Source organism: Natronococcus sp. A-GB1 (assembly GCF_029688845.1).
Taxonomy (GTDB): Archaea; Halobacteriota; Halobacteria; order Halobacteriales; family Natrialbaceae; genus Natronococcus.
Genome location: NZ_JARUKW010000030.1, coordinates 1 through 21004 on the forward strand (window position 1 = coordinate 1; position 21004 = coordinate 21004).

The 21004-nt window shown below is 54.3% G+C and carries 8 protein-coding genes; all 8 read right to left on the reverse strand.

Annotation, left to right across the window (positions count from 1 at the left end):
* Positions 1-909: 909 nt before the first annotated feature.
* The 8 genes from QA600_RS21480 to QA600_RS21515 all read right to left on the reverse strand — a co-directional run bounded on the left by QA600_RS21480 (position 910) and on the right by QA600_RS21515 (position 20866).
* Entirely contained in the window at positions 910-3912 is a 3003-nt protein-coding gene (locus QA600_RS21480; protein WP_278293981.1) for an N-6 DNA methylase, read from the reverse strand.
* A gap of 93 nt (positions 3913-4005) precedes the next feature.
* Positions 4006-4551 (reverse strand): TATA-box-binding protein, encoded by a 546-nt coding sequence (locus tag QA600_RS21485; protein WP_278293982.1) that lies wholly within the window; start codon positions 4549-4551, stop codon positions 4006-4008.
* Positions 4548-7514, reverse strand: coding sequence for a helicase-related protein (locus QA600_RS21490; protein ID WP_278293983.1), 2967 nt, complete (start codon positions 7512-7514; stop codon positions 4548-4550). The genes QA600_RS21485 and QA600_RS21490 overlap by 4 nt, the downstream gene beginning before the upstream one ends.
* Positions 7515-7530: 16 nt before the next feature.
* Positions 7531-11802: a TaqI-like C-terminal specificity domain-containing protein gene (locus QA600_RS21495; RefSeq protein WP_278293984.1), complete on the reverse strand. Its 4272-nt coding sequence runs from the start codon at positions 11800-11802 to the stop codon at positions 7531-7533.
* Positions 11803-11805: 3 nt separating this feature from the next.
* Positions 11806-11997, reverse strand: coding sequence for a hypothetical protein (locus QA600_RS21500; protein ID WP_278293985.1), 192 nt, complete (start codon positions 11995-11997; stop codon positions 11806-11808).
* Positions 11998-12263: 266 nt separating this feature from the next.
* Positions 12264-13517 carry a hypothetical protein gene (locus tag QA600_RS21505; protein ID WP_278293986.1) on the reverse strand — a complete coding sequence of 418 codons (1254 nt, stop codon included), beginning with the start codon at positions 13515-13517 and terminating at the stop codon, positions 12264-12266.
* A 210-nt stretch (positions 13518-13727) separates the two neighbouring features.
* Positions 13728-17633 (reverse strand): UvrD-helicase domain-containing protein, encoded by a 3906-nt coding sequence (locus tag QA600_RS21510; RefSeq protein WP_278293987.1) that lies wholly within the window; start codon positions 17631-17633, stop codon positions 13728-13730.
* Entirely contained in the window at positions 17630-20866 is a 3237-nt protein-coding gene (locus QA600_RS21515; RefSeq protein ID WP_278293988.1) for a PD-(D/E)XK nuclease family protein, read from the reverse strand. The genes QA600_RS21510 and QA600_RS21515 overlap by 4 nt, the downstream gene beginning before the upstream one ends.
* Positions 20867-21004 lie beyond the last annotated feature (138 nt).

Sequence of the window (21004 nt, forward strand, 5' to 3'; positions counted from 1 at the left end):
AGGGATGAGCGTCTGTACGAGCTGGAAAACTTCCCCGAGTTCGTGCAGATGCGTGAAGAAATGCTTCGAGAGCATATCACAGGCACGTTCAGTTGAGATGTGGTGTATGGTACAGCCGCTAGCCGATTAGACCAGTTTCCGAACTTTGAACGAAGATGATCGAAGACAGCCTCAGCGATGTCCAATTCTTTGACTCCAGTGATCACGACGTTCCCATTTGCGAATACCAGAAGAACTGCGCTAACATCCGATGGCGACAGATGAGGCCGGGGAACTGTTCGAGCTCGTACTCGGTTGACTCCTATGCACGTTCGTCTGGGTAGTGCATACATTGGTGTGCATACATCAAAGCCACTGCTGAAATCGCCGTGTGAACCTACGGGGTCGGGCTCAAAGACGCGGGTTCGGCTGTTTGAGCAGCCTTTCGTTTCGCAAACAGGTTGTCCTCCTTGATCCCTGTATAAAATAGGAAAATCACTTACCGGTCAACAGGGAAACACATAGTCACGTAGCCAATTCAGGTTTGAATGTCTGTTTTACGATTTCCCCGACAAGAACAGCCCGATAACAAGGCCAACCGCATCATCGCCTGCACTCATAACTCACTTGTGTCTCTGGAATTCCATAATCCTACAAACCGATCGGTCCATTCCACCCTAACGTGGAGGATATCCCTCAACCCTCTTCGAACCTGTACACACCGGGTAACGTGGTGCGAGTGTATCTCGGTGCATCTGACCCGGACAGCCACCTCCACGGGGAGCACTGCGAAGTCGTGAACGTGCTCGGGGATGAGTTGAACGCGAAGTGCGGCCAAGAATCAGATCGGCTCACGTACCGTGTACGGCGGCTAGATGGTCACATGGCTGACGTTAATCTCCAGAACCGGGAATTGGTTACGGACTCTGGCTAACCCGCTAAAAAGAACTCTATGAAGTCTTCCATCGCATCCATTTCCTCATTGGACAGACCGTAAAGGTCGGCAATCTCGGAATTTAACTCTTCGGTCAGTTCGCTGTCCCCCTCACGATCGTATAGCTGTTCAGTCAGTTCAGTCACTCGCTCAGGATTTCCGTCGAACACCTCAGTGGGAACCGGCAGGATACCGACAGTCCATGCCTTGTGGTGGCAATATCGGCCACCGGTTCGTGTCGCGTAACTCCCGACGTACGCGCGGGCTGGCGTCGAATTCAACACGCCAGTCAATCGCTTCGCTACGTCGTCATCCATCTCCTCGAAGAACTGTAGCGTCGTAGTCGGTACTAATTCACGCTCACCCATCTCGACGTCTGAATCAAGTTCAACATCCACTGTCGATGGGAGATACGCCGACTCAACCGTCGTCGCAATATCCTGCCAAGCGACCTTCGCATCAAGTTTCCCAGAGTTGACGTTCCCGAAGACCCAGTACGGTTTACCGTCATCCATCTGGTTCGTCACGAGGTAGTCACTTCGGTTTCGAAGGTCGTTCTCGTACGATGCGATATGATCGGCCACACGGTACGGGAGTTCGGTTAGGACATTGCCATCATCATCGTACAACCACATGATGAACGAGTCATAGTCGAACCACCACTCGTCGATGTTCTTCCCGCGGACGAGCGGACGGAGAATCTCTTTCTCGATGCGCGTCGTTACATCATCTTGCGTGGTCACGAGTACTTCGTCCGGATCTTCTGTCGGTTCAACTTCATCGACAAAGAACACGTAATTCGCTGCTGTCTTCACACCAGACGTCGGGGTGTAACGGTCACCGGCACGGCTCCCGGAACCGGCCATCGTTCGAATCCCGGACACAACGTTCGGCGGTGCGAGAATCCACGGTGACCGTGGATCATCTGTCTCAAGGAACAGTTCGTCTGGGTCGATTTCCCACGTCAGAAGGTCGTCCTCGCGGTTGTAGAGCCCCACGTCCGTCATTCCCTCCGGGTCCTCGTTCCCTACGGCGACAATCAACGGTTTGTTATCTGCTTCTGGGAAGAAATCGTTTGACGAGAGCGTATAATCGGTGATCGTTTTTAGATTCCGGTTCTTGACAATATCCTGCCGAGCCTTCCCGGCATACATTGCCCGCGCAAGACTCGCTGTAATCACGAATCCGAGTTGACCACCTTCGCTGAGGAATTCGAACCCGGCTTCAACGAACGCGATAGCATAATCCTCAGGCGAGGGCGGGTTCCGCTTCTTGTCCAAGTCGGGTCGCCACGGTTCGCTGTAATACTCGAAGTCCTCTTCTAACCGTTCACGAAGGCCTTCTTCGACGTTATTCCGCCGGACCCACGGAGGATTTCCGACAAGGAATTCACAGTTATCCTTTAGCTCATGGACTGCAGCAACGTCACGGAATGCCGGCACCCACATACCGTTGTGGATTTCCTCGGTGAAGAACGCGTAGACGCGTTTCAACGTATTCTCGTACCGCTGTCGATCTCGATCGTCGAACTCGCTCAAATAACGATTTTCGGTCCACCCGGCTGCCAGTGCATTCTCCATTTTGTTGAATACTTCTTGATGGCCGACATCATCCGGGTCTGGAACGTCAACGGAACCGAGGGTCGAGACCGTTACTTTCTGCCCGCTGATCGTTCGCTGTGCCGCAGGTGCGAGAGAATCTGTCCAGTATACCGGTACGTCGTCAACGTACGTGGCGTATTCACCGAGCGCGAGCAGGTAATTCGTTCGCGCCATCGCCACTGCGAATGGGTGTAAGTCAATTCCGCTGATATTCTCAGTAACACCATCGACAATCTGCGGGCCAGTACGACCGATTGCTTCTGCCTCGTCGATGTACCTGCGGATGGCGTGAAATAGGAACGTTCCGGAACCGCACGTTGGATCGAGTAATGGCGCTTCGTCAAGGATGTCTGAACCATCGTACCCGACATCATTGAGGACTTCACCGACAAGATCGTCGGACGTGTAGAACTCTCCCATTGCCGTTCGCGTCGAGGAGTCGAACGATCCTTGGTACAGGTCTCGGAGAATGTCTTGGTCTACTTCGTCAGGGTTGATCAAATCCACCGAGCTGGCAAGACGAATAACGATGTCTTCGATCCGTCGGCTCGCGTCTGCGGATTCTCGGGCGGGGTCGAGAATCCAGTCAAACAGGTCATGTTCGACAAGGTCGGCTTCGACACTGAGTCTTCGATAGGACTCTGGCCACGCGCCCATTTCGATGCGGTCTTCAGTACTGTCGTACTCACCACTCAACCGCGTTGCGAATAACTTCAGGAAAATTGCGAAATACGTCTGAACGGCGAATAAGAATTCGTACGTCTCTTCTTCCGTGTCGATATCAATACCGAACTTTTCAGCCTGATCCTGGACCGCTTCACGTGCTTCCGAGTTGAGGTTTGCTGATTCGGCGTATATATCCCGCCACGTATCGAATGCGCTTTCCACGCGGGGAATTTCACGGTGGTCTTGGAGTATTTCCCACAACTCCTCGATGAATGTCTGCACTCGTTCTGACTGCGGGCCGAACGCGTTAACGATGTCTTCGGCAGTAGGCTCAGTTATCGCCGTATCGAGAAGTGTCCGTAGTCGAGGGACTAATTCGGGAAGCGAATCACGAGCGACAACTTCGGCACTGCTGTTGATGTGTGCTCCGAGAATCCCTTCAGTCGTAAAGAATTCGGGCGGCTCCGGTTCATCCTCGATGTACTCCTTTGAATCTTCAATACCGGCCTCGAACCCTTCGTCTGGAGTTTTTATTTCGAAATAAAGATTGCCGATCGCTGCGTCGTAGAATCCTTCCCCGATGTCTCGTTCGAGTTTGACGTGGGCGAGTATACCATAGTTCTCTTCCAAGTATTTCTGAACAATGTTCAGAAACTCTCGTCGAATCTCATCATGCGTTCTGATTTCCCCAGAATCGACCTTAGAGGAGAGAGACCGTAGCTCGGTTTCCATAGCCCAGGGTTGGTCATGACTTCACTTAGTTGTTAATAGTATGAGATTACAATGCCTTACAGGATGTAGTGTTGGAGCACTCGTCCCTTCAGGTTAAACCAACTCCTTTACTCGGGATCGGAGATGGCCAAAAGCTTTCTCAGCGATATCCACATCCTGGGCTCCTGTAATCACTACCTTTCCATTAGCGAAGACAAGAAGTACTGCACCGACCTCCGGCGGTCGATAAATGAGACCCGGAAACTGTTCGGGTTCGTATTCGGTAGACTCCAAGCCGAGCCCAATCGATAGTGCGTTCAGGTTCAGTTCTTCACCGAGAGTGGCAGTACACACGACGTTCTGGACTCCAAATCCAGTATCACATCCTTGCGCAAGTATCCCCAAATCGCACATATTTGCCAGCAATCCTTCATTTGTCACGTCGAGTTCTTCATAACTCGAAGACCCACTGATGATATACTTTCCGCTCCGGTATACCGTAATTAGAGGTCCTCCCTCTTCGAGACGGACGTACAGACCATGGTAATTGGATGGATCATACTCAAGGTACGGTGTGGACAGATCTTCTTCGAGTGCCGCCAAATCCAACTCCACGTGGAGGTCGCCCGACCCAACAACGTTCGCAATTGTGACACTCATCGGTTCTGGGATGGCAAGTCCAGTATCAGTGCCGCTGTCACCAGTTCGGGTTCTTCGGGTGTTACGTGCTTCTCTTCCTCTAACCGAGCTAATTCTTCGTTACGCTCATGTCGAAGGGACTCCAACTGGCGTTTCGCGTTCCCGATCGGTGCCGACATATCCTTTCCTCGCTCATCCTGCTGTTCGTATGTCTCTAACCGCTCTTCCCACTCGCTGATCTCCTCTTCGAAGTGACGTTCAGCATGTTGTCTCTTGATTTCCATCTCGCGTTCCCGTTCCTCTCTCGCCTCCTCAGCAAACGACTCGACCTGCTCCCACGCCTCCATTTCGGCAATCCCATGTAAGTCCGATACCATTGACGCCAGCTGATCCAACGTTTTATCGGCGGAGACTTCCCCTGGAGGGAGGGTGTCAACGATCTCTGGCTTGGTCGTCGAAACATCCCCATCTGAAGTAACATACAATGAGACCAGCTTCTCAGTTACCGCTTCACCGGCACCGGACACGTACCCAAGACGGTAGTTAAATAGAACACCGGGTCCAGGCTCACCATCTTTTGCGACTTTGACAGCGACTCGTCCCTGAATACGGGTCGAGTCAAGGCAGAATTCGATGAGTGATTGAACAAGGGGGTGATCAAGGGCAATGAATTCGATGTCATCTTGTTCCATCGCCACTTCGCGGGTGAACGTTGCGCGGTCATACTGACTACTGACCTGATCACCAGAGAGTACATCTGGTACGTCAAGTTGGAAGACGTCACCGCCTGAGCGAGCAGGGCCTGGACGGACACCACGGATGTTACCGTCGAACTCGTTGAAGAACTCCCGAACCAATACCTCGATGTCATCTTCGCTGACGTCGCCATGTTGGCTGCGTTCGATGACCTCAAGGATCTCTTCGTCTTCGTCGGAGAGATCGAATCGGTCGCGGATCAGGAACTCGTTCTCAACCGTTTGAAGGGCTTCCTTACGCTCCTCGATCGTCTCCTCGATATCTCCCACAACTTCGTCGGTTGGTCGGTTCTCCGCGATGGCGGCCATAATGGTGTCATCGAGATCGACGTCTTCTAGAACACGACCGAGGACGTCGGAACGCATTCCCAGGTCAGATTCTATCTGGTTCGTCTTCTCAACCAGCAGATTCAGAATTTCACTCTCCCGGGTGTTCTTGAAGAACAGGTTCCGGATCTCTACGGTTCGTTCCTGCCCGTAGCGGTGAAGGCGGCCCATTCGTTGATCGATGCGGATCGGGTTCCACGGGAGGTCATAGTTGACCATAATGTGGGCGAACTGGAGGTTGAGACCCTCTTGTGCTGCGTCAGTGGCGAGCATCAGGTTAGCCTCATTCTCGAACTTCTCCATTTCCTCCCGCCGTCGATCTTGGTCTAAGTCTCCATAGACCTGGGCGATATCGTGGTCGTCGAACACTCTGTCTCGAAGGTATTCAAGCGTGTCCGTGTACTCGGTGAAAATGAGTATTTTCTCCTCAGGATCGCTGGACAGGATACGATCGATAAATTGCTTCAGTAACTGGGCTTTCGAATCAGTCTGGATGCTCTTGGCCTGCTGCCAGAGTTGCTTCACCCGGTCAAGCTCTTCCTGCATTTGCGATCGATTCAGCGTGACCGTGACCGTTTCTAGAGCCTCTTCGACGCGCTCACGCTCGGTGTCGGTCAATGTCTCGGGTTCGGTGCTATACCGGGGAATCAGCTCCTGAACGTCGTCGGGGAGATCCTCGGCAACAGCGTCGTTCTGGATGGCGCGCATTCGGTTCTCCAGAGACTTCTGAATCGCGTAGATACTGGAGACCAGCCGCTTCTGATAAATGACCATCGTGAACCCCGCGGCTTGGTTCTCCTCCTGTTGAGCGAGGTTGTAGTACTCACGGATGTACTCAGTAACGTCGTCGTAGAGCTTGCGCTCAGCCGGTGACATGTCCACACCAAGTGCTTCGATGTTCTTCTCGGGGAACATGCGCGTCCCGTCGGTCTCATACATATCATCCTTCAACCGGCGAATCATTAGGTCATCCAGTGCGTCGGGATTGATCTGTGATTCGTGGTTGAAGCGATATGGATCGAGCAGATTCACGAGGAAGTAGAACTGGTCAGACTTCCCCTTGTGAGGCGTTCCAGTCATCAACAGGAGCGCGTCGGAGTTTTCGGCGACCGCTTCACCGACAGTGTACCGCTGGGTGCGGTCAATGGAATCGTCGCTTCCCCTGCGAGCAGTCAAGTGGTGCGCCTCGTCAAAGACGGCGACGTCCCAAGATGCATTGAGGTTATCAAGAGCATCACGAACCGAGACCCTGTCCGACTCAGGATCGTCGTTCGTTTGCTTAGCGAAATCGATTGAGGTAATGATGAGGTCCTCTTGCTCCCAGACGTTCTGGTTTGGATGGGACTGACGGTGGTTTTCTACAGTCTCACGGTCATAAATGACGAAGTTGCGGTCGAACTTCTCGCGCATCTCTTCTTGCCATTGCACCGTAAGTGGCGCTGGTGCGACAATGAGTACCCTCTGGGCACGACCGCGCGCGATGAGTTCCTCGATAACGATACCGGCCTCGATGGTCTTCCCGAGGCCGACCTCGTCGCCGATCAGATACCGATGGTCGTACGAGTTCAGAATCTCGTAGGCTGCCTGAACCTGATACGGTTCGATTTCGATGCGGTTGTTCGTCAGCGAGAGGAAACGATCGTACCGGTACGCGAGGTCGAGTCGAGTCGCCCGCTCCCTAAGGTCGTGGTGGATGGGCGAATCGATTTGCCGGGCTGCGAGCCGGTCAACGATAGATTCGATTCGTTTGATATGGGGTAGACCACTCGGCAGTTTGCGAAGTTGACCCTCTGTGGTATAGACGTGAAGGAGTTGGCCTCCGTTCGGGCGTTCTTCGATTTTCGTGATTTCGCCCTGCCCACCGGCGAACTTGACGTGGTCGCCAACCTCAAAACCGGTCATTATCGTTTATCCGCATTCATCGGGTACTTTCTACCATCCTGATTTTGTCTTCATCCAGCTCATACAACTCGTAGACTAGTCTATTCAGGAAGTCATACAGACGGTTGTACTCATCATCAAGTTCGCTAACTTCCCGCTTCTTTTTGAGATATGTTTCTAACCCAGACTCTATATCATATATGTCGGGGAGTACGAGATCTTCTAACCGGTCCACCAAGGAATTCCGTTTGGTTGCCGTGTCACGGAAACCAGCAAACCCATCTCCCTCCTCAGTTGCGTATTCTACAAACTCTACCAATAGCGCTGTTTCAAGCTCGTCAACTCCGACAAATTCGATTACAGGATTGTATTCTGTTTCCGTGTACCCCCATCGGTCAGTCTCAAATTCTTCAGGATTCTCAGGCTTATACCGTGCAGAAGCCTCAATCACAACTTTATGACCTTCTTCTGCCACTCGAACATCACCAAATCTAAGATTATCCTTCGTTTCAGTAGTTTCCGAAAGAAGTGATTCTGAGACACCAGATGCTGGTTGGTATCCAGAGAACTCCTCAAGTTTCTCACCATCATTATACGATCCTAAGTAGTCCATGAGTTCAAGATTGTAACTTCGCCTCTGATGTTTAATATCAGATATCAAATCAGAGATTGAACAAAGCGTATCATGAAGAATTACTTTTTGTTCTCCCAATGAATAGAGTTCTTCAAATGCTTCTTTCACAGACATATTCCCGACCGACACATCTTTACAAATTTTCTGGATCAAGACGTCGGCGTTATCGTTAATATGACGCCGAGCAGTGAAATCAACGGCAGGTACAGGCAGACTCTCTACATACTGTGTTTTGTACCTTCGGTATCCACCCCGAACCTTCGGTGACATGCGGTCAAAGAGATAATCCAATAGCGCACTGTTGAGAATTGCAGTCAGATATCGACTATCGTATGTAGTGAGAGAATCGCCACGAACAAGATAGTAGACCGTATCAAGACATGCGAATTCACCATTTTGGTCATAGGCGAATCGGTTCTCAGGTGAGATGTCCGGGAAAACAATCTTCTCATTAAGCATGCCCGGTGCTTCATACCGAAGTTCATACCACTCGTATCCCTGATCTACAAGCTTCTTACCATAGTTTTTCCGTTCAACTAAGTCAGATTTGAACTTCTCAAGATACGAGAGGATATTCGGAATCTGTTCCGGTGTAGCCAACTCTGGTTCCCCATCAACTACATCGTACGGATAGATTAGTTGAGATAGGTTCTGGGGAGATTCCATAATGAACTGGTTGACGTCGCCACCTCTGAGAACTTGTTCAATATACTCCCGCTCAAGATCATTTTCTTCAACAGTTTCGTCATCGACGATGTAGACCTCAGTGTTCCCTGGAATTGCTCCCTGTCCGATTTGATCAGCGAATTCCTCAATTGGAATAGTATTAGCAGTAACAACATCGTCAGAAACGAACGGGTGCCAAACATCTGATTTCAGATCAGATTGTGTGATCGTCCATCCTGCTTCACTCTCGGATAGTTCTATTTCAATTTGCTTCTTCTCTGACTCTCGAATGTCCCTCCATGTGAACTTATGATCTTCACCCGGTGGTACTTTCTGCCGAAGCAGGATCATCGGATAGGCCGTGATATCAAACACCGGAGAATCATGGAAATCAATTATCTCACGAACAGTTTCTTGCGAGGATAGATAATTCCGGATCGACGATCCGTATTTGGCTTTAGTAAATTTGTTTTGAATGATATATCCAGTATGACCGTGTTCACGGAGGAGGTCAGAGGCCAACTCCAAGAATAGAACGTACACGTCACCCTTCATTTCAAAAGTCACAAAATTCGAACGGTAATAGTCGCGGATATCGTCAGAAAGCATCTGGAAAATAATATACGGAGGGTTGCCAATTACAGCGTCAAATCCTTCCTCTGCTTTCGAGTCACCATCGGCGGTGTAGAACACCTCTGGGAACTCCAACTTCCAGTGGAAATAGTCTTGATCCTCTGCCCACGTTTGTGCGTCTTCAAACCACTCTTCAGAAGCAATTTCTTCCCACTCTGCATCATCCTCTAGAGCTGCAGCCATATCCTCGAAGATGTCTTCAGGAGCATGATCTAAACCGAAATCTCGCGCGGTTCGAACATTCGCCATCGCTTCTAAGCGCTGGCGAAGTTGGTTCCGTTCGATTTCATCATACTTGGACTCCATCTCCTTGACGTCTGCGAGTTCCTGGTTCTCGATGGCGATGAAGTCCTCGTAGATCCGCATCAACTGCTCAATCGTCCCCTTCCGGGCCACACCGAAATCTGCGAGCGACGCGTTCTGACCGTCGCCACCACCTTCTGACTCCAGTTCCTCGATTTCCTCGATGTCACTCCCAACAAGTGAGTTCCCAGTCTTCAGGTGGTGGTCAAGGAACGCAAGCGGCTGTTCAGCGGCGAGCGTCCGCAGCCACAGCGACACCTTCGCCAACTCGACAGCGAGAGGATTCAGGTCCACACCGTAGATACAACGCTGGGCGACCTGTCGGCGGGCCCAGTTGATGTCGTGCTCCTGATTGACCGTCTCAATACCCTGCTGTGCGGCCTGCTTCTCCTGGGCGTCGATGATCTCGCGGGCCAAGTAGTCAATCGCGCTTGTGAGGAAGTGTCCACTCCCCATCGCCGGGTCGAGAATTTTCAGTTCGAACACCCGGTCGGCGAACTCTGCGGCGAATCCACCTTCGTCGTAGGCGCTTCGCCCGGCGAGATCCATCCGGATGTCTTCGACGAGCGGTCCGAGTGTCTCCTCAACGATGTATTGGACGACGTACTCGGGCGTGTAGTACGATCCCGTTGCCTTCCGCTCTCCGCTGCCCGTCGTGAGATACACTTCTCCCGCTTCGACCACGATTTCGTCGCCTTCATCGGGAATCACATACTCGCCGTCGTTGAGCGCCAGCGGTTCGTCGGCAACGTTCAGCTGATACTCCAGCAGCCCCTCATAGATGCTCCCGAGGTGGCGGACGTCGAGCGAGGAGTAATCGACGAAAATCTTCCCGCCACCGTTGCCGTTCTTGCTTCGCGTTAGGAGTTCGACCACCTTTGCCAGGTAGGCGTCACCGGCTTTGTGTTCGGCGAGGAACTGGGCCTCAGGACTGTCGTCTTCGTCCGGATTTGTTCGGAACAGCCCGCCGTTGTACGCCGGAATGTAGAGGTCATCTTCCGGGATGCCGCGCGACTTGCTCCCCTGGTCGATGAGCATGAACAGCTCGTCCAGTTGGTCCCACAGATCGTCCTGCCAGTCACGGTACGAGGGGTTCCCGCTGTCGATCTCCTCGGCAACCTCTTGCTTGAGGTTATTCAGACTGTAGGACTGCTCGTAAATCTCGTTGCTCGTGTCGAGCAACTCACGACCCTCCGCTTCGGCGTACAGGACGAAGATCAGCCGATACAGGTAGATGAGCGACGAGTCGTGAATCAGCCCGAGATCGTCCTCGTCGAGATCGTTTTCCGGGAACTGGAGGAACCCTTCCGAGAGGATCTTGATCGCTTCGTAGATGTTGTCCTGGAGGTCCTCTCCTAACTCCTGGGCGAAGACGTTAGATTCGCCGTAGACGTCGTCGAGGAAACAGTCGCCGCTGGCGTCTTCGAGGAACGCTTCGTGCCGGAAGAAGAGGTAAAAGTACTTGAAGTCCTCAAGACCGCCGTTCTCCAGAATCGTCGGGAGATCAACTTCGTAGTAGGAGTCGAGCCGATGACTCGTCGGCCCGTAGTAGAGCCGCCACTTCTTCCCGTCAGTCAGGACGGCCCAGCGGGCGGGAGTCTCCTGGAGGTAGACGTGGATCTGGTAACTCGGGTTTTCGAAGTCACGCTCGTGTTCACCACTCCCACGCGTGTCGAGTGGCCGACCCCATCGTTTCGCGTCGGCGACGGCGACGGAATTTTCGTAGAAGTCACCGCCTTCTTCACGGCGTTCGAACGCGTCTCGTGCAGCCTCCTCGGTTTCGAAGAATCCGTAGTCCGGTCGGCGCTGGGTCCGACTCGTGCTCTCCTCGACCTCGAAAGGAATGCCCAGTTTCCGGAACATCGGCCGGATGAACTTCTCTTCGAGCTGGGACTCGTTTCGCTTGGGAGCCGTATTCTTCTCGCGCTCCCAGAGGTCCATGATGTCATCGTACGCCTCTCGAAGTTCCTTTTCACTGACCTCGTCCCATTCTTCGGTTTCGGGGAGGTGCTCGTCGAGGTAGTAGTTGGAGAACAGGTCGCGGTTCGTCCGGTAGGTAAGTGCCGTTTGCATGTCTTAAGCTGGGGTGACGATGAGAAACTCGTCGGACTCCTTGCTGTCGATTAGTGCGTGTGCGACTTCCTTGGCGTCGGCGACATCCACTTCGACGTCGTCGCCGATGTCCAAGCCGAGTTTTTCCAATTCAGACCCGGAGACGTTGATCCGGCCTGAATTCCCGGTGTTGCGACCGACTTGCTTCCGGGTCATTATGATAGTGTGACGTATCAATCGAACCCATATAGTCTTTGCTTAGTCTACGCTCTTGCAGACCAGACACTGATCGAGAGTAGCTAACTGACTGGTTTCGTCATCTGGGATAACGGCAGAATCAGTTTCCATTGAATTGGCCAGGGTAGGCAATCGATGTCTCATAGTCGGCGGAGAAGGCCAGAGACGGTACCCAGCACAATCACTGTCTGAGAATTTCAATCTCATTTTTGTTTCGTCTTGGTATCCGATGTGATTGGTGATACTCAGCGGATTGCCCAGTTATACAGGAGGTTCATTTTCGGATCTTGGCTTCGAATCCGTGCATAAATCCATTCAAACACAACCACTAAACCCAATAGCCAGATCCCGAACACAGCAAACACTTCGATAGTAGAGAACCAAGCGGGACCACCGAGTGAGAAACCAACCACAGTCAGGAGGTATGCTATCATCGGCACAACGACCGAGAACACGATAGTCAGCACATTCGCCACGAGTGCGTCCTTCAAATCCGACGGATCCAGCCGTTGAAGATCGCTTTTGACTGATTCCTTCTCGTCCTCCAATGCACCGATACGGGAGTTCAATTGAATCACTTTGTTTTGGGCCTCATCGTGTTGGCGGCGTTCGCTAATGCTTTGCATCCCGGAAACGGCAATCTCGGCGTCGGATGGAATTGACCCGATCGATTCCAGTCCAGCAAGAGTACTATCTAAAGATCCGAAATCGCTGAAGTTGCCAAACATGTCTTGAAACGACTCCATCGGCCGAGTATCGACAATATCGTCATAGTGATAGCGAAGTAATTCTTTAGAGCGCCAGTCTAATTCCTCCAAATCATGCTCGTCCTCGTACTTCTCAACGAATTCCTCCAAATCAAGCGGATCATCTGGTACCTCTGAGCGGACTTCAATTGCTGAATCCGGAATGTCTGTCTCGCCCTCCTCGACATCCTCAATCTCGGTTTCGTCAAGCAACTCATCTTGGTCAAAAACCTCTTTGAGGGACCTCTCTTCCTCTTCCCACTCCCAGCCCCGTCCACGATAGTCCTCTGCAAAATTCTTGATGAAATGATAAGCGATCGTCTGCTTGATCTCTTCCAACTCCTCCTTGAGTACATTCTTATGGTGGGGGGTAAGGGCATTTCCCTCCATCTCCTCAGTCGTTTCAAAACCGTGGTACCGGGCGAGTTCCCAGTACACTTCTTCCAACGTCAAATTCTCAATTGGTTTGGCGAAGTCCGTACCGACGTGAGATTCTATAAACTCCTCGACGTGTTTTTCGGCGGAATTTCGGAAGTCCTCTTCCCACTCTTCCTGAATTTCGCTGACGATTGCCTGATGGTTATCTCGTTCTTTCTTGAGACCGCCTAACTCACTTTCTAGCCGATTCAGTCGATGTTTCAATTGACGCCGATCGGCTTTGATGCGGACGTAATCGTTTACGAGAAGTGCGGTGAGAATCGCTACGAAGACGCTTGCAGAGGCTGCGAGTGCCCCGTAGAATCCACCTGTCATCTGGTATTGTAGGATCTCTGTGGGGACAAAACAATATCGTTGTGGAATACTGTTTTCCGAGAGATATTCATGCGCTATGCATTTCACACGGATCTGGGCCCTTATCAGAATCGTGAGAACCTATGTAGGCCAATTTGGATACGACCCTCCGGGCTATTTCGGTATCCCTGACTGAAACACCCCAATGTGCTTGTCCTGTGATAACCTTCTCTATTGGAAGGTAACATCCGTGACCACACCAGGAATTTCCGAACGAATCCGCTCAACCGTTACCCCGACGGCTTCTTTCACTTCGCTGGGTTCCCAGGAGTGCGCGCGATCGACATCGGTGAAGAACAACGTCACCGATACGTCACGCTCCGGATCGGCCTGCATCAGTGAAGCTGCGTACGCAACCACCTGTGGCTCGTGGTGCGCAGCGCGCCGATCGAGGAACTCTTCAATGGGTTCGCCGTCATTCCGCCGGTCTGTCTTGTAATCGACGACGTGGTACCGGTCGGGAGTGACGATGAGGTGGTCGATGTACCCCTGGAGTTTGCCGTCCGGGAACGTCAGCTCGATCGGGAACTCGTCGTACGTGGCAAGCGTTTCACTCCGTTCGTGAAGGTCCTCGATGAATGTGATTGCACACTCTGCTGCACCTTCGATCGCATCGAGATCATCGCTACTCTCCTGAAGTGGCTCATCTGAACTGACCGATCGTTCCTCTGCGAACACCTGTTCGATAAACGATCGCCACGTCTGGCGAGGTGGTCGGACTTCACAGAGTCTGTGCACTGCCTGGCCGAAGAGTGCTGCCGAGATGCCGGACTGCTCGCCCGACGTCGATCGATCACCTGACTCTCGCGTCTCTACACTCTCCGTCGCAGTAGGGCGAATGCATCGCTCGGCGTCGTCCACCGTCAGTTCCATGCTTCCGTCTTCGAGTCCAGTGAGGGCAGACGGTGAGAGTCTGATCTCCCAGGGACGTTCGTATTCATACGCGGATCTCTGCGTCTGCGGCTCGATTGTTCCGATGTCGCCATCGTACGTTCCGGTACCGGTCGGGAGTCGAACGGTGAACTCTCCTGTTTTGGTCTCACCGTCAAGTTGGTATTCCAACGACGTGGCAAATCGACCGTTCTCTTCGAGTTCAGTCCAGGACTCGGCAGCGTCATCCTCGTCGCCGAACAACGTTTTCTGGATCCAGTCACGCATCGAGCCCGCATCTGTCGGATCTGGCGGCGTCACCCCCGTCTCTCTGTCGCTATCGCTCGTGTGTTGACCGGTAAGAATGAGGTGGTCCTCTGCGCGCGTACACCCCACGTACAGGACTCGTTTCTCCTCTGCGCGCTCTTCGGCTCGACGTCTCTCCCGAGCAATGTGGCGCATCAGCGTTCCCTCGTCGTCCTCGCCCCAGTCGCCTGGAACGTTGAGCCCAAGCACAGGTTGCCGTTCGCCGTCGATCGGAACGAGTTCGAACTCGACCGATCCATTGGCGAGTCTCCCACGATCCATGAACCCCTTGCTGACTCCGGGCACCACGACCACGGGGAACTCCTGGCCCTTCGCCTCGTGTACCGTCATGATTCGGACGCCGCTCCCCTCCGCAGCGACGTTCGCCTCCGCCTCGGTCCGACCCTGTTCAGATTGCTCGTTCAGTCGGGCGACGACGCGGTCCAGACTCGGGACGCCGGCGACGTCGAACTCCCGAAGCTTCTCGCTGAACTTGTCCACGTTGGCGACGGCGACGACGCCTCGCTCGTCGGCGGTCACCGACACGAGATAGCCGGTTTCTTCGACGATCCGATCGGCGAGTTCGACCCAGCTTCCGACCCGCGATACGGTCGTGCTATCAGTCGTTCCGGCGTACGCTCGCCAGCGTCCGATGTCTTCGGCGACGGTTCGAGCCGCCTCGATGTCCGTGGTTCGAAGGCTCTCCCACAGCGGCGTCTTAGGCTCGTGAATGCGGGCGATCGTCTCGTCCGACAATCCACACAGCGGCGACCGAAGTGTCGCGTACAACGCGATCTCATCGCTTGGATCGTTGAGCGCACGGAACAACGAGACGAACGCCCGAATCTCCGGCGTTTCAAAGAACCCCTCGCCTTTCACCACCGTGTACGGAATCGATGCCGTCCGTAACGCACGCTCGTAATCCTTCAGGTCGCTACGGGAGCGGATCAACACCGCGATGTCGTCGGGTTCTATCGGCCGACCAGATGCGTCACCGTCGTCGTCGCTATTGCCGGTTCCGCTACCGGACTCAGCATCGTCGTCCGTAACGCGAGCGTCGCCGTTCAGCAACTCGACGATCCGACCGGCGATCGCGTTCGCCTCGATGTCTGCTGGTTCGGATTCCGGCAGCTCGTGGAGATCATGATCGTCGTCGAGGAGTCGATTACGCAACTCATCGTCCACGGGGACGGGCACGTACTCGACGATCGGGTCGATGTGCTGGTCGTTGTTCCGACCGGCGCGAAGTGGACCGGCCACCGCCTCGAACGGTTCCGATCCTCCGTACTCGAACACACGGTCGAACAACCCGTTGATCGCTCCGAGGGTCGTCGGTAGGGTCCGGAAGTTCGTCACCAGTGGCGGGCCGTCGTCGGGCGTCCCGTGTCGCTTGTTTGCGGTTCCAAGTGTGTCTTGTGCAGTGTCGAAGACGGTGACGTCGGCGTCGCGGAACCGGTAGATGCTCTGTTTCGAATCGCCCACGACGAACACGTTGTCAGCATCGAATGGGCGACCGTTGGAGTCCTGCGAATGCGAATCTCCGACCAACGCTTTCACCAGTCGCCATTGTAGGTCGTTCGTATCCTGGAACTCGTCAACCATCACGTAGTCCAGATCCGAGCGCAAGCGTTCGACGTCGGTCTGGTCGCCGTTTTCGAGAAACTCGATCGTGAGCCTGGTCAGGTCATTGTAGTCCAGGACACCACGCATCTCTTTCCGGCGATCGTATCGATCGAGAGCCGTCTGTGTCAGTGAGACGAGCGACTGGAGGTATTCGTATGCATTCCGATCTGGAGCGATGTCCGAATCGATCGCTTGGTCGGCAGGTTGCACTCCGTCAAGTACCGCCGTCATCGCTTCCGCGTATCGCGTCTCGATGTCGCCAGACCCGGTTCTGAAGCCTTTGTTCCCGAGGTACGTCCCCTCGGCGTAGGCTTCGTTGTCACCGTTCGTCAGCACGTCGCACAGCTCAATACACAACGAGAGCCGTTCGAACGGGTTGAGCGACTCGACGGGAGTGCGGGTAGCACGGTCGTACCAGTCCTGTAACGGTCTCCCGATGCTGTTCATCGATCTAGACCCGACTCGGTCACACACGGCGTCGTCGCGCAGAATCTCGCACAGCGTCTCGACATCGTTTATCACGTCGCCAAGGACGGTTTCGGGATCGGCGGCGAACGGGTGAATCGAAACGAGAAACGCCTCGTACTCGCCTTTCTCTTCGAACTGGTCGAAGTCCTCGATCCACGCCTCGGTCATCTCACGTTCCGAGATGAGCCCGGTGAGTACCTCCCCGAGTTTCGACCGATCGAATAGCGGTGCGAGCGTCCCGACCTCACGAGGTTCCTCTTCGATCAGTTCCGTGACTGCCGTCGCTGCGAACAGTGCTGCATCGTCCTCTTCGAGAACTTCGAACTGGGGATCGACGCCAGACGTCGAGATTGCGTACTCCTGAAGGATTCGGTTACAGAAGCCGTGTGTCGTGTGAATGTAGCTCGATTCCACACCGTCGGCGGCGGCACGCCACAGCTCCCACTGCTCCGGATCCTCGATCTCATCGAGGTGGTCCCGGATTTCCGACCGGATAGACGCTTTCAGATCCTCTGCGGCTCGCTCCGTGAACGTGGTGACGACAATCCGCTCGGGAAGCCGGCGTGCTTCCTCAGGACCCGTGATTTGTTCTACGTTTTCTGGAATCCGGTACGGGGCTTCGCCCTCCTTCACCTCTTCGGCAAGCGTCTCGGGTCCGTCGATGTATGCCCGTAAGATAGTCACGTACCGCTCGGTGAGCGTCGTCGTCTTCCCGGTACCGGCCCCAGCTTCGACACTCACGTTTCGGTCGAGCGTCCGTGCTGCCGCCTGCTGTTCCGGTTCAAGCGTAAACTCTTCGTCCTCGCTCATTGTTCCTCTCCCTCCGCAAGCGGCCTATAGTTCGGAACGTCGTCATCGATGATCGCGTCGTGGATCTCGTGGCGGCGATGGTGTCTCACGTCACACGCATCGCGGTACTCGCAGTACTCGCAGTTCGCCGCATCTGGTCCAAGAACGGTCGGGATGAACGTTCCTTCCTGTACCGACGTTGCTATCCGTTCGATACGGTCGCTCACGTCCTCACGGAGGAAGTCGTGGAACTCGTCTCGGGTTTCGTGTTCGAGCGTCCGATATCGACGAAGCGGATCATCCGTATCGTGTCGGTAGTAGCTCGCATCGGCTTCTGCCCCGATCGTACCTGCCCAGTACGAGATAGACGAGTCGGTATTCACCTGGTAATAGGACGCTCCCACTGACTCTCCGTCGAGCGCGTTCTCGGCCATCAGGAGGTACGCCGGAAGCTGGAACGCGTGTCCGTTGAGTGAATCCCCTGTTCTTGGTGTGCTACCCGTTTTGTAGTCGTACGCCACGAGTCCACCGTCAGGAGTCACGTCGATCCGATCGATCTTCCCGCGGATACTCACGGAACTATCGGGAAGTTGTATCGGATCGGACGAGATCACGCTCGACTCGGGATCGTCGGGATTGATACCGACGTGGGCTTCGAAGTAGGTCGGTTTCGCACGCGTCGCAGACAGTTTCACCTCCGCATCGAGGAACCGTCGGAACAGTCCCGCTGCCTCGTCCGGATCGCCGTGGGCGTTCCCCGTTGCGTCGAGCCCATCGAACAGCGATTCGATCCATGTCCCGTGGAACACAGTTGAGTGTGCGTTCAGCTCGTCCAACCGTTCGACAGCAACGTCGTAAAGCACGGCTTGCGCTTCCGGAAGCGTTGCGTCGGTAACAGATCGGTGGCCAGCAGCGATCCACTCTCGATAAAACGATTCGAGCACGTCGTGAACGTAGTTCCCGGCGTCCAGTGCGTTAACCTCGATCGTAACGTCCTCATCGTCCTCGATTTCCAGCACCGAACCCATGTAGAACTTGAATCCACATGCTGCGTAAGTCTCCAATCGACTGGGGCTGAACGGTTTGTCCGTGTCGTAGAGTTCCCGAACGGTTTCCGCAGTCAATCGTCCGTCGAATTCCCCGACATTTGCGCTGGCGCGAGACGAGGCAAGTTTCACTCCGCGTCGAAGGCGAGTCGTCGCATTGGCCTCGGGAATTTCGATATCGAATTCGTCGGCGTCGGCGTCGATCCGACCGGTATCGATCCCGTCTGTCTCAAGTGCTTCCGCGAGCGACCGCTGGACGTCTTTCCTGCTCGCTGGGGTGTCCACGTGATGATCACTGGATTTCGTATCTACATCACAGACTCGGCGCAGTTCTTCCAGCACGTCGGCAGGAACGTACGGATCACCGTTAGCATTTCTCTTTGGTCTGGACAGGTGGAGTTGAGCCTCACTGGCGAGCAGGAGGCCGAACGTGTATCGCGCCTGGCGAACAGGGTCTGCGGCCTGAAAATCGATGTGTGACTCGTTGAGTCGCCGGGTGAATGCAAGGCGTCGAGCCGGTGACGGTGTGTGCTCGGTCGTCAACCCCGGGACGAACACGTGCGAATACGGGTTCCACGCCGCTTCGGTTGGATTACACACTCGAACGTTTCCCGACTTCCGGCCAACGGTGGTATCGACCGTTACCTGTTCGAGTGCCCGACGGAGTCCGTCGGCGTCGGTTTCGTCCTCCAACGTCGTCAGCGAGTTACAGACACGTGCAGCGAGTCTGAGGGCCGATGCTTCCCGAGAACGCTCTTGCTCGGAGAGGCGCACCTCGTCGTCAAGTTTGATGCCGCTAGCATCGACCGGGACACCGAGCGAGTCGAACAACGCTAACCGTGCGTTTCCATAGTTCGTACTCCGGACGAATTGCTCGCACGACGCCACGACTGACTCGACGACGTCGTCGGCAGGCGAATCGAGATGCGATCGGAGCGCTTCGACACGAGACGATTCGAGTCGGCTCGCTTCTCGGGTAATTTCCTTCGCATCGACAGCCTCATCGAGTTCGACAAGCGGATTTGCGAGCAATCGACAGAGCGGCTCCTGCCGATCCGGTTCGGTTCCGAGATCTAGCACTGCCTCGAACAGTTTTCCGGTCGTCGTCGAAAAGAACGGTCGAGATAGATCGTACGTGACCGGTACGTCACCTGCTTCGAGGGCTTGCCCAACTCGCTCCGTGTACGTATCCGAGTCGTACGTTGCGACACAGATGTCGTCGGGATCGACCCCGTCGGCGATCAACGATCGCACCTTACGGGCAACTCCTTCCGTTTCGTGTCGAACTGTCGGGTACGTTCGAGACGATACGTCGGCTGGTGTACGAGGTGTAGGACCAGAGGGTGGACTATGCCGATACAAGCTGCGTGCGACTTCGGCTCTTGAAGTAGCCTCTTCTGATCTCGGATCTTCCGCTCGGTTCGGTTCGAATCCGAGTGACTCGTACCAGGTGTAAACACGCGAGAGGTGTTGATCAATACCGACCGGGGCCTCCGAATCGGTTACACGAGCACACACAACAGCTGTATCAAAGGTTGAAGCGAGCGCGTCGATCAAATCCCGTTCGAGCGGAGAGAGCGTTTGGAATGCGCCGACGATTACGACATCCGCCGCGGAGAGTACAGCAGCGCACAACTCATCGCCGTTCTCTACCACGTGTGTGTACCGCTCGCTCCGAAAGGATTTCTGCTGACCCAACGCTTTGTCTCGAACGGCGTGTACCTCCTTGACGAACGTTGTGAGAGGTTCGACCAGGTCGTCGAGCCCTACCTCGTGCAGTCGCTTCTTCACCGCTTTTGGTGTGTTTAGACCGGCGAACTCCAGGAGCGTGAGGAGTTCTTCAGCTTGCTCGGCGAGACCTACAGTCGGGTCGTCATCGGTGAACAATGGACTCTCGGACGAATCGATTCGCGTAAGGGCTGTTTCGACGATCCAGCGGCGTTCTTCACTCGATACGTAGGTCGATTCGCCTTCGTGGGTCGCTGCTTCGTACAACCGGTCAACGATTCTGTCGAACGTCGTGAGATCCAGTGCTAGTTTCGAACCGTGTTCTGTCCACGATTCGGTGAGCGTCTCTCTATCTACGTCTGGAGGACAGACGTACGTGACCGAATGCGGGAGATCAGAAGCTCTGTCTGCGGCCCACTGAAATGCACTGGCTCTTCCTTGGTGTGTGCTGGTGGAAGAGAACAGACAGCGAGTTGCCATTGTACGAAACTCGTAGATCAAACACCTGAATCTTCCGGCACTGATGAATTACTATCTAGTGTCTCTGTTGAACCCCTCTACCAATGATAGTTTTTCGTAGCCACGCTTCATAGAGGAAGAATCTGGCGTCTCGTTCTC

Bases quoted from the DNA above. Each gene is read 5' to 3' on its own strand.
- QA600_RS21480 (WP_278293981.1), bottom strand. From the start codon at position 3,912: ATGGAAACCGAGCTACGGTCTCTCTCCTCTAAGGTCGATTCTGGGGAA.
- QA600_RS21485 (WP_278293982.1), bottom strand. From the start codon at position 4,551: ATGAGTGTCACAATTGCGAACGTTGTTGGGTCGGGCGACCTCCACGTG.
- QA600_RS21490 (WP_278293983.1), bottom strand. From the start codon at position 7,514: ATGACCGGTTTTGAGGTTGGCGACCACGTCAAGTTCGCCGGTGGGCAG.
- QA600_RS21495 (WP_278293984.1), bottom strand. From the start codon at position 11,802: ATGCAAACGGCACTTACCTACCGGACGAACCGCGACCTGTTCTCCAAC.
- QA600_RS21500 (WP_278293985.1), bottom strand. From the start codon at position 11,997: ATGACCCGGAAGCAAGTCGGTCGCAACACCGGGAATTCAGGCCGGATC.
- QA600_RS21505 (WP_278293986.1), bottom strand. From the start codon at position 13,517: ATGACAGGTGGATTCTACGGGGCACTCGCAGCCTCTGCAAGCGTCTTC.
- QA600_RS21510 (WP_278293987.1), bottom strand. From the start codon at position 17,633: ATGAGCGAGGACGAAGAGTTTACGCTTGAACCGGAACAGCAGGCGGCA.
- QA600_RS21515 (WP_278293988.1), bottom strand. From the start codon at position 20,866: ATGGCAACTCGCTGTCTGTTCTCTTCCACCAGCACACACCAAGGAAGA.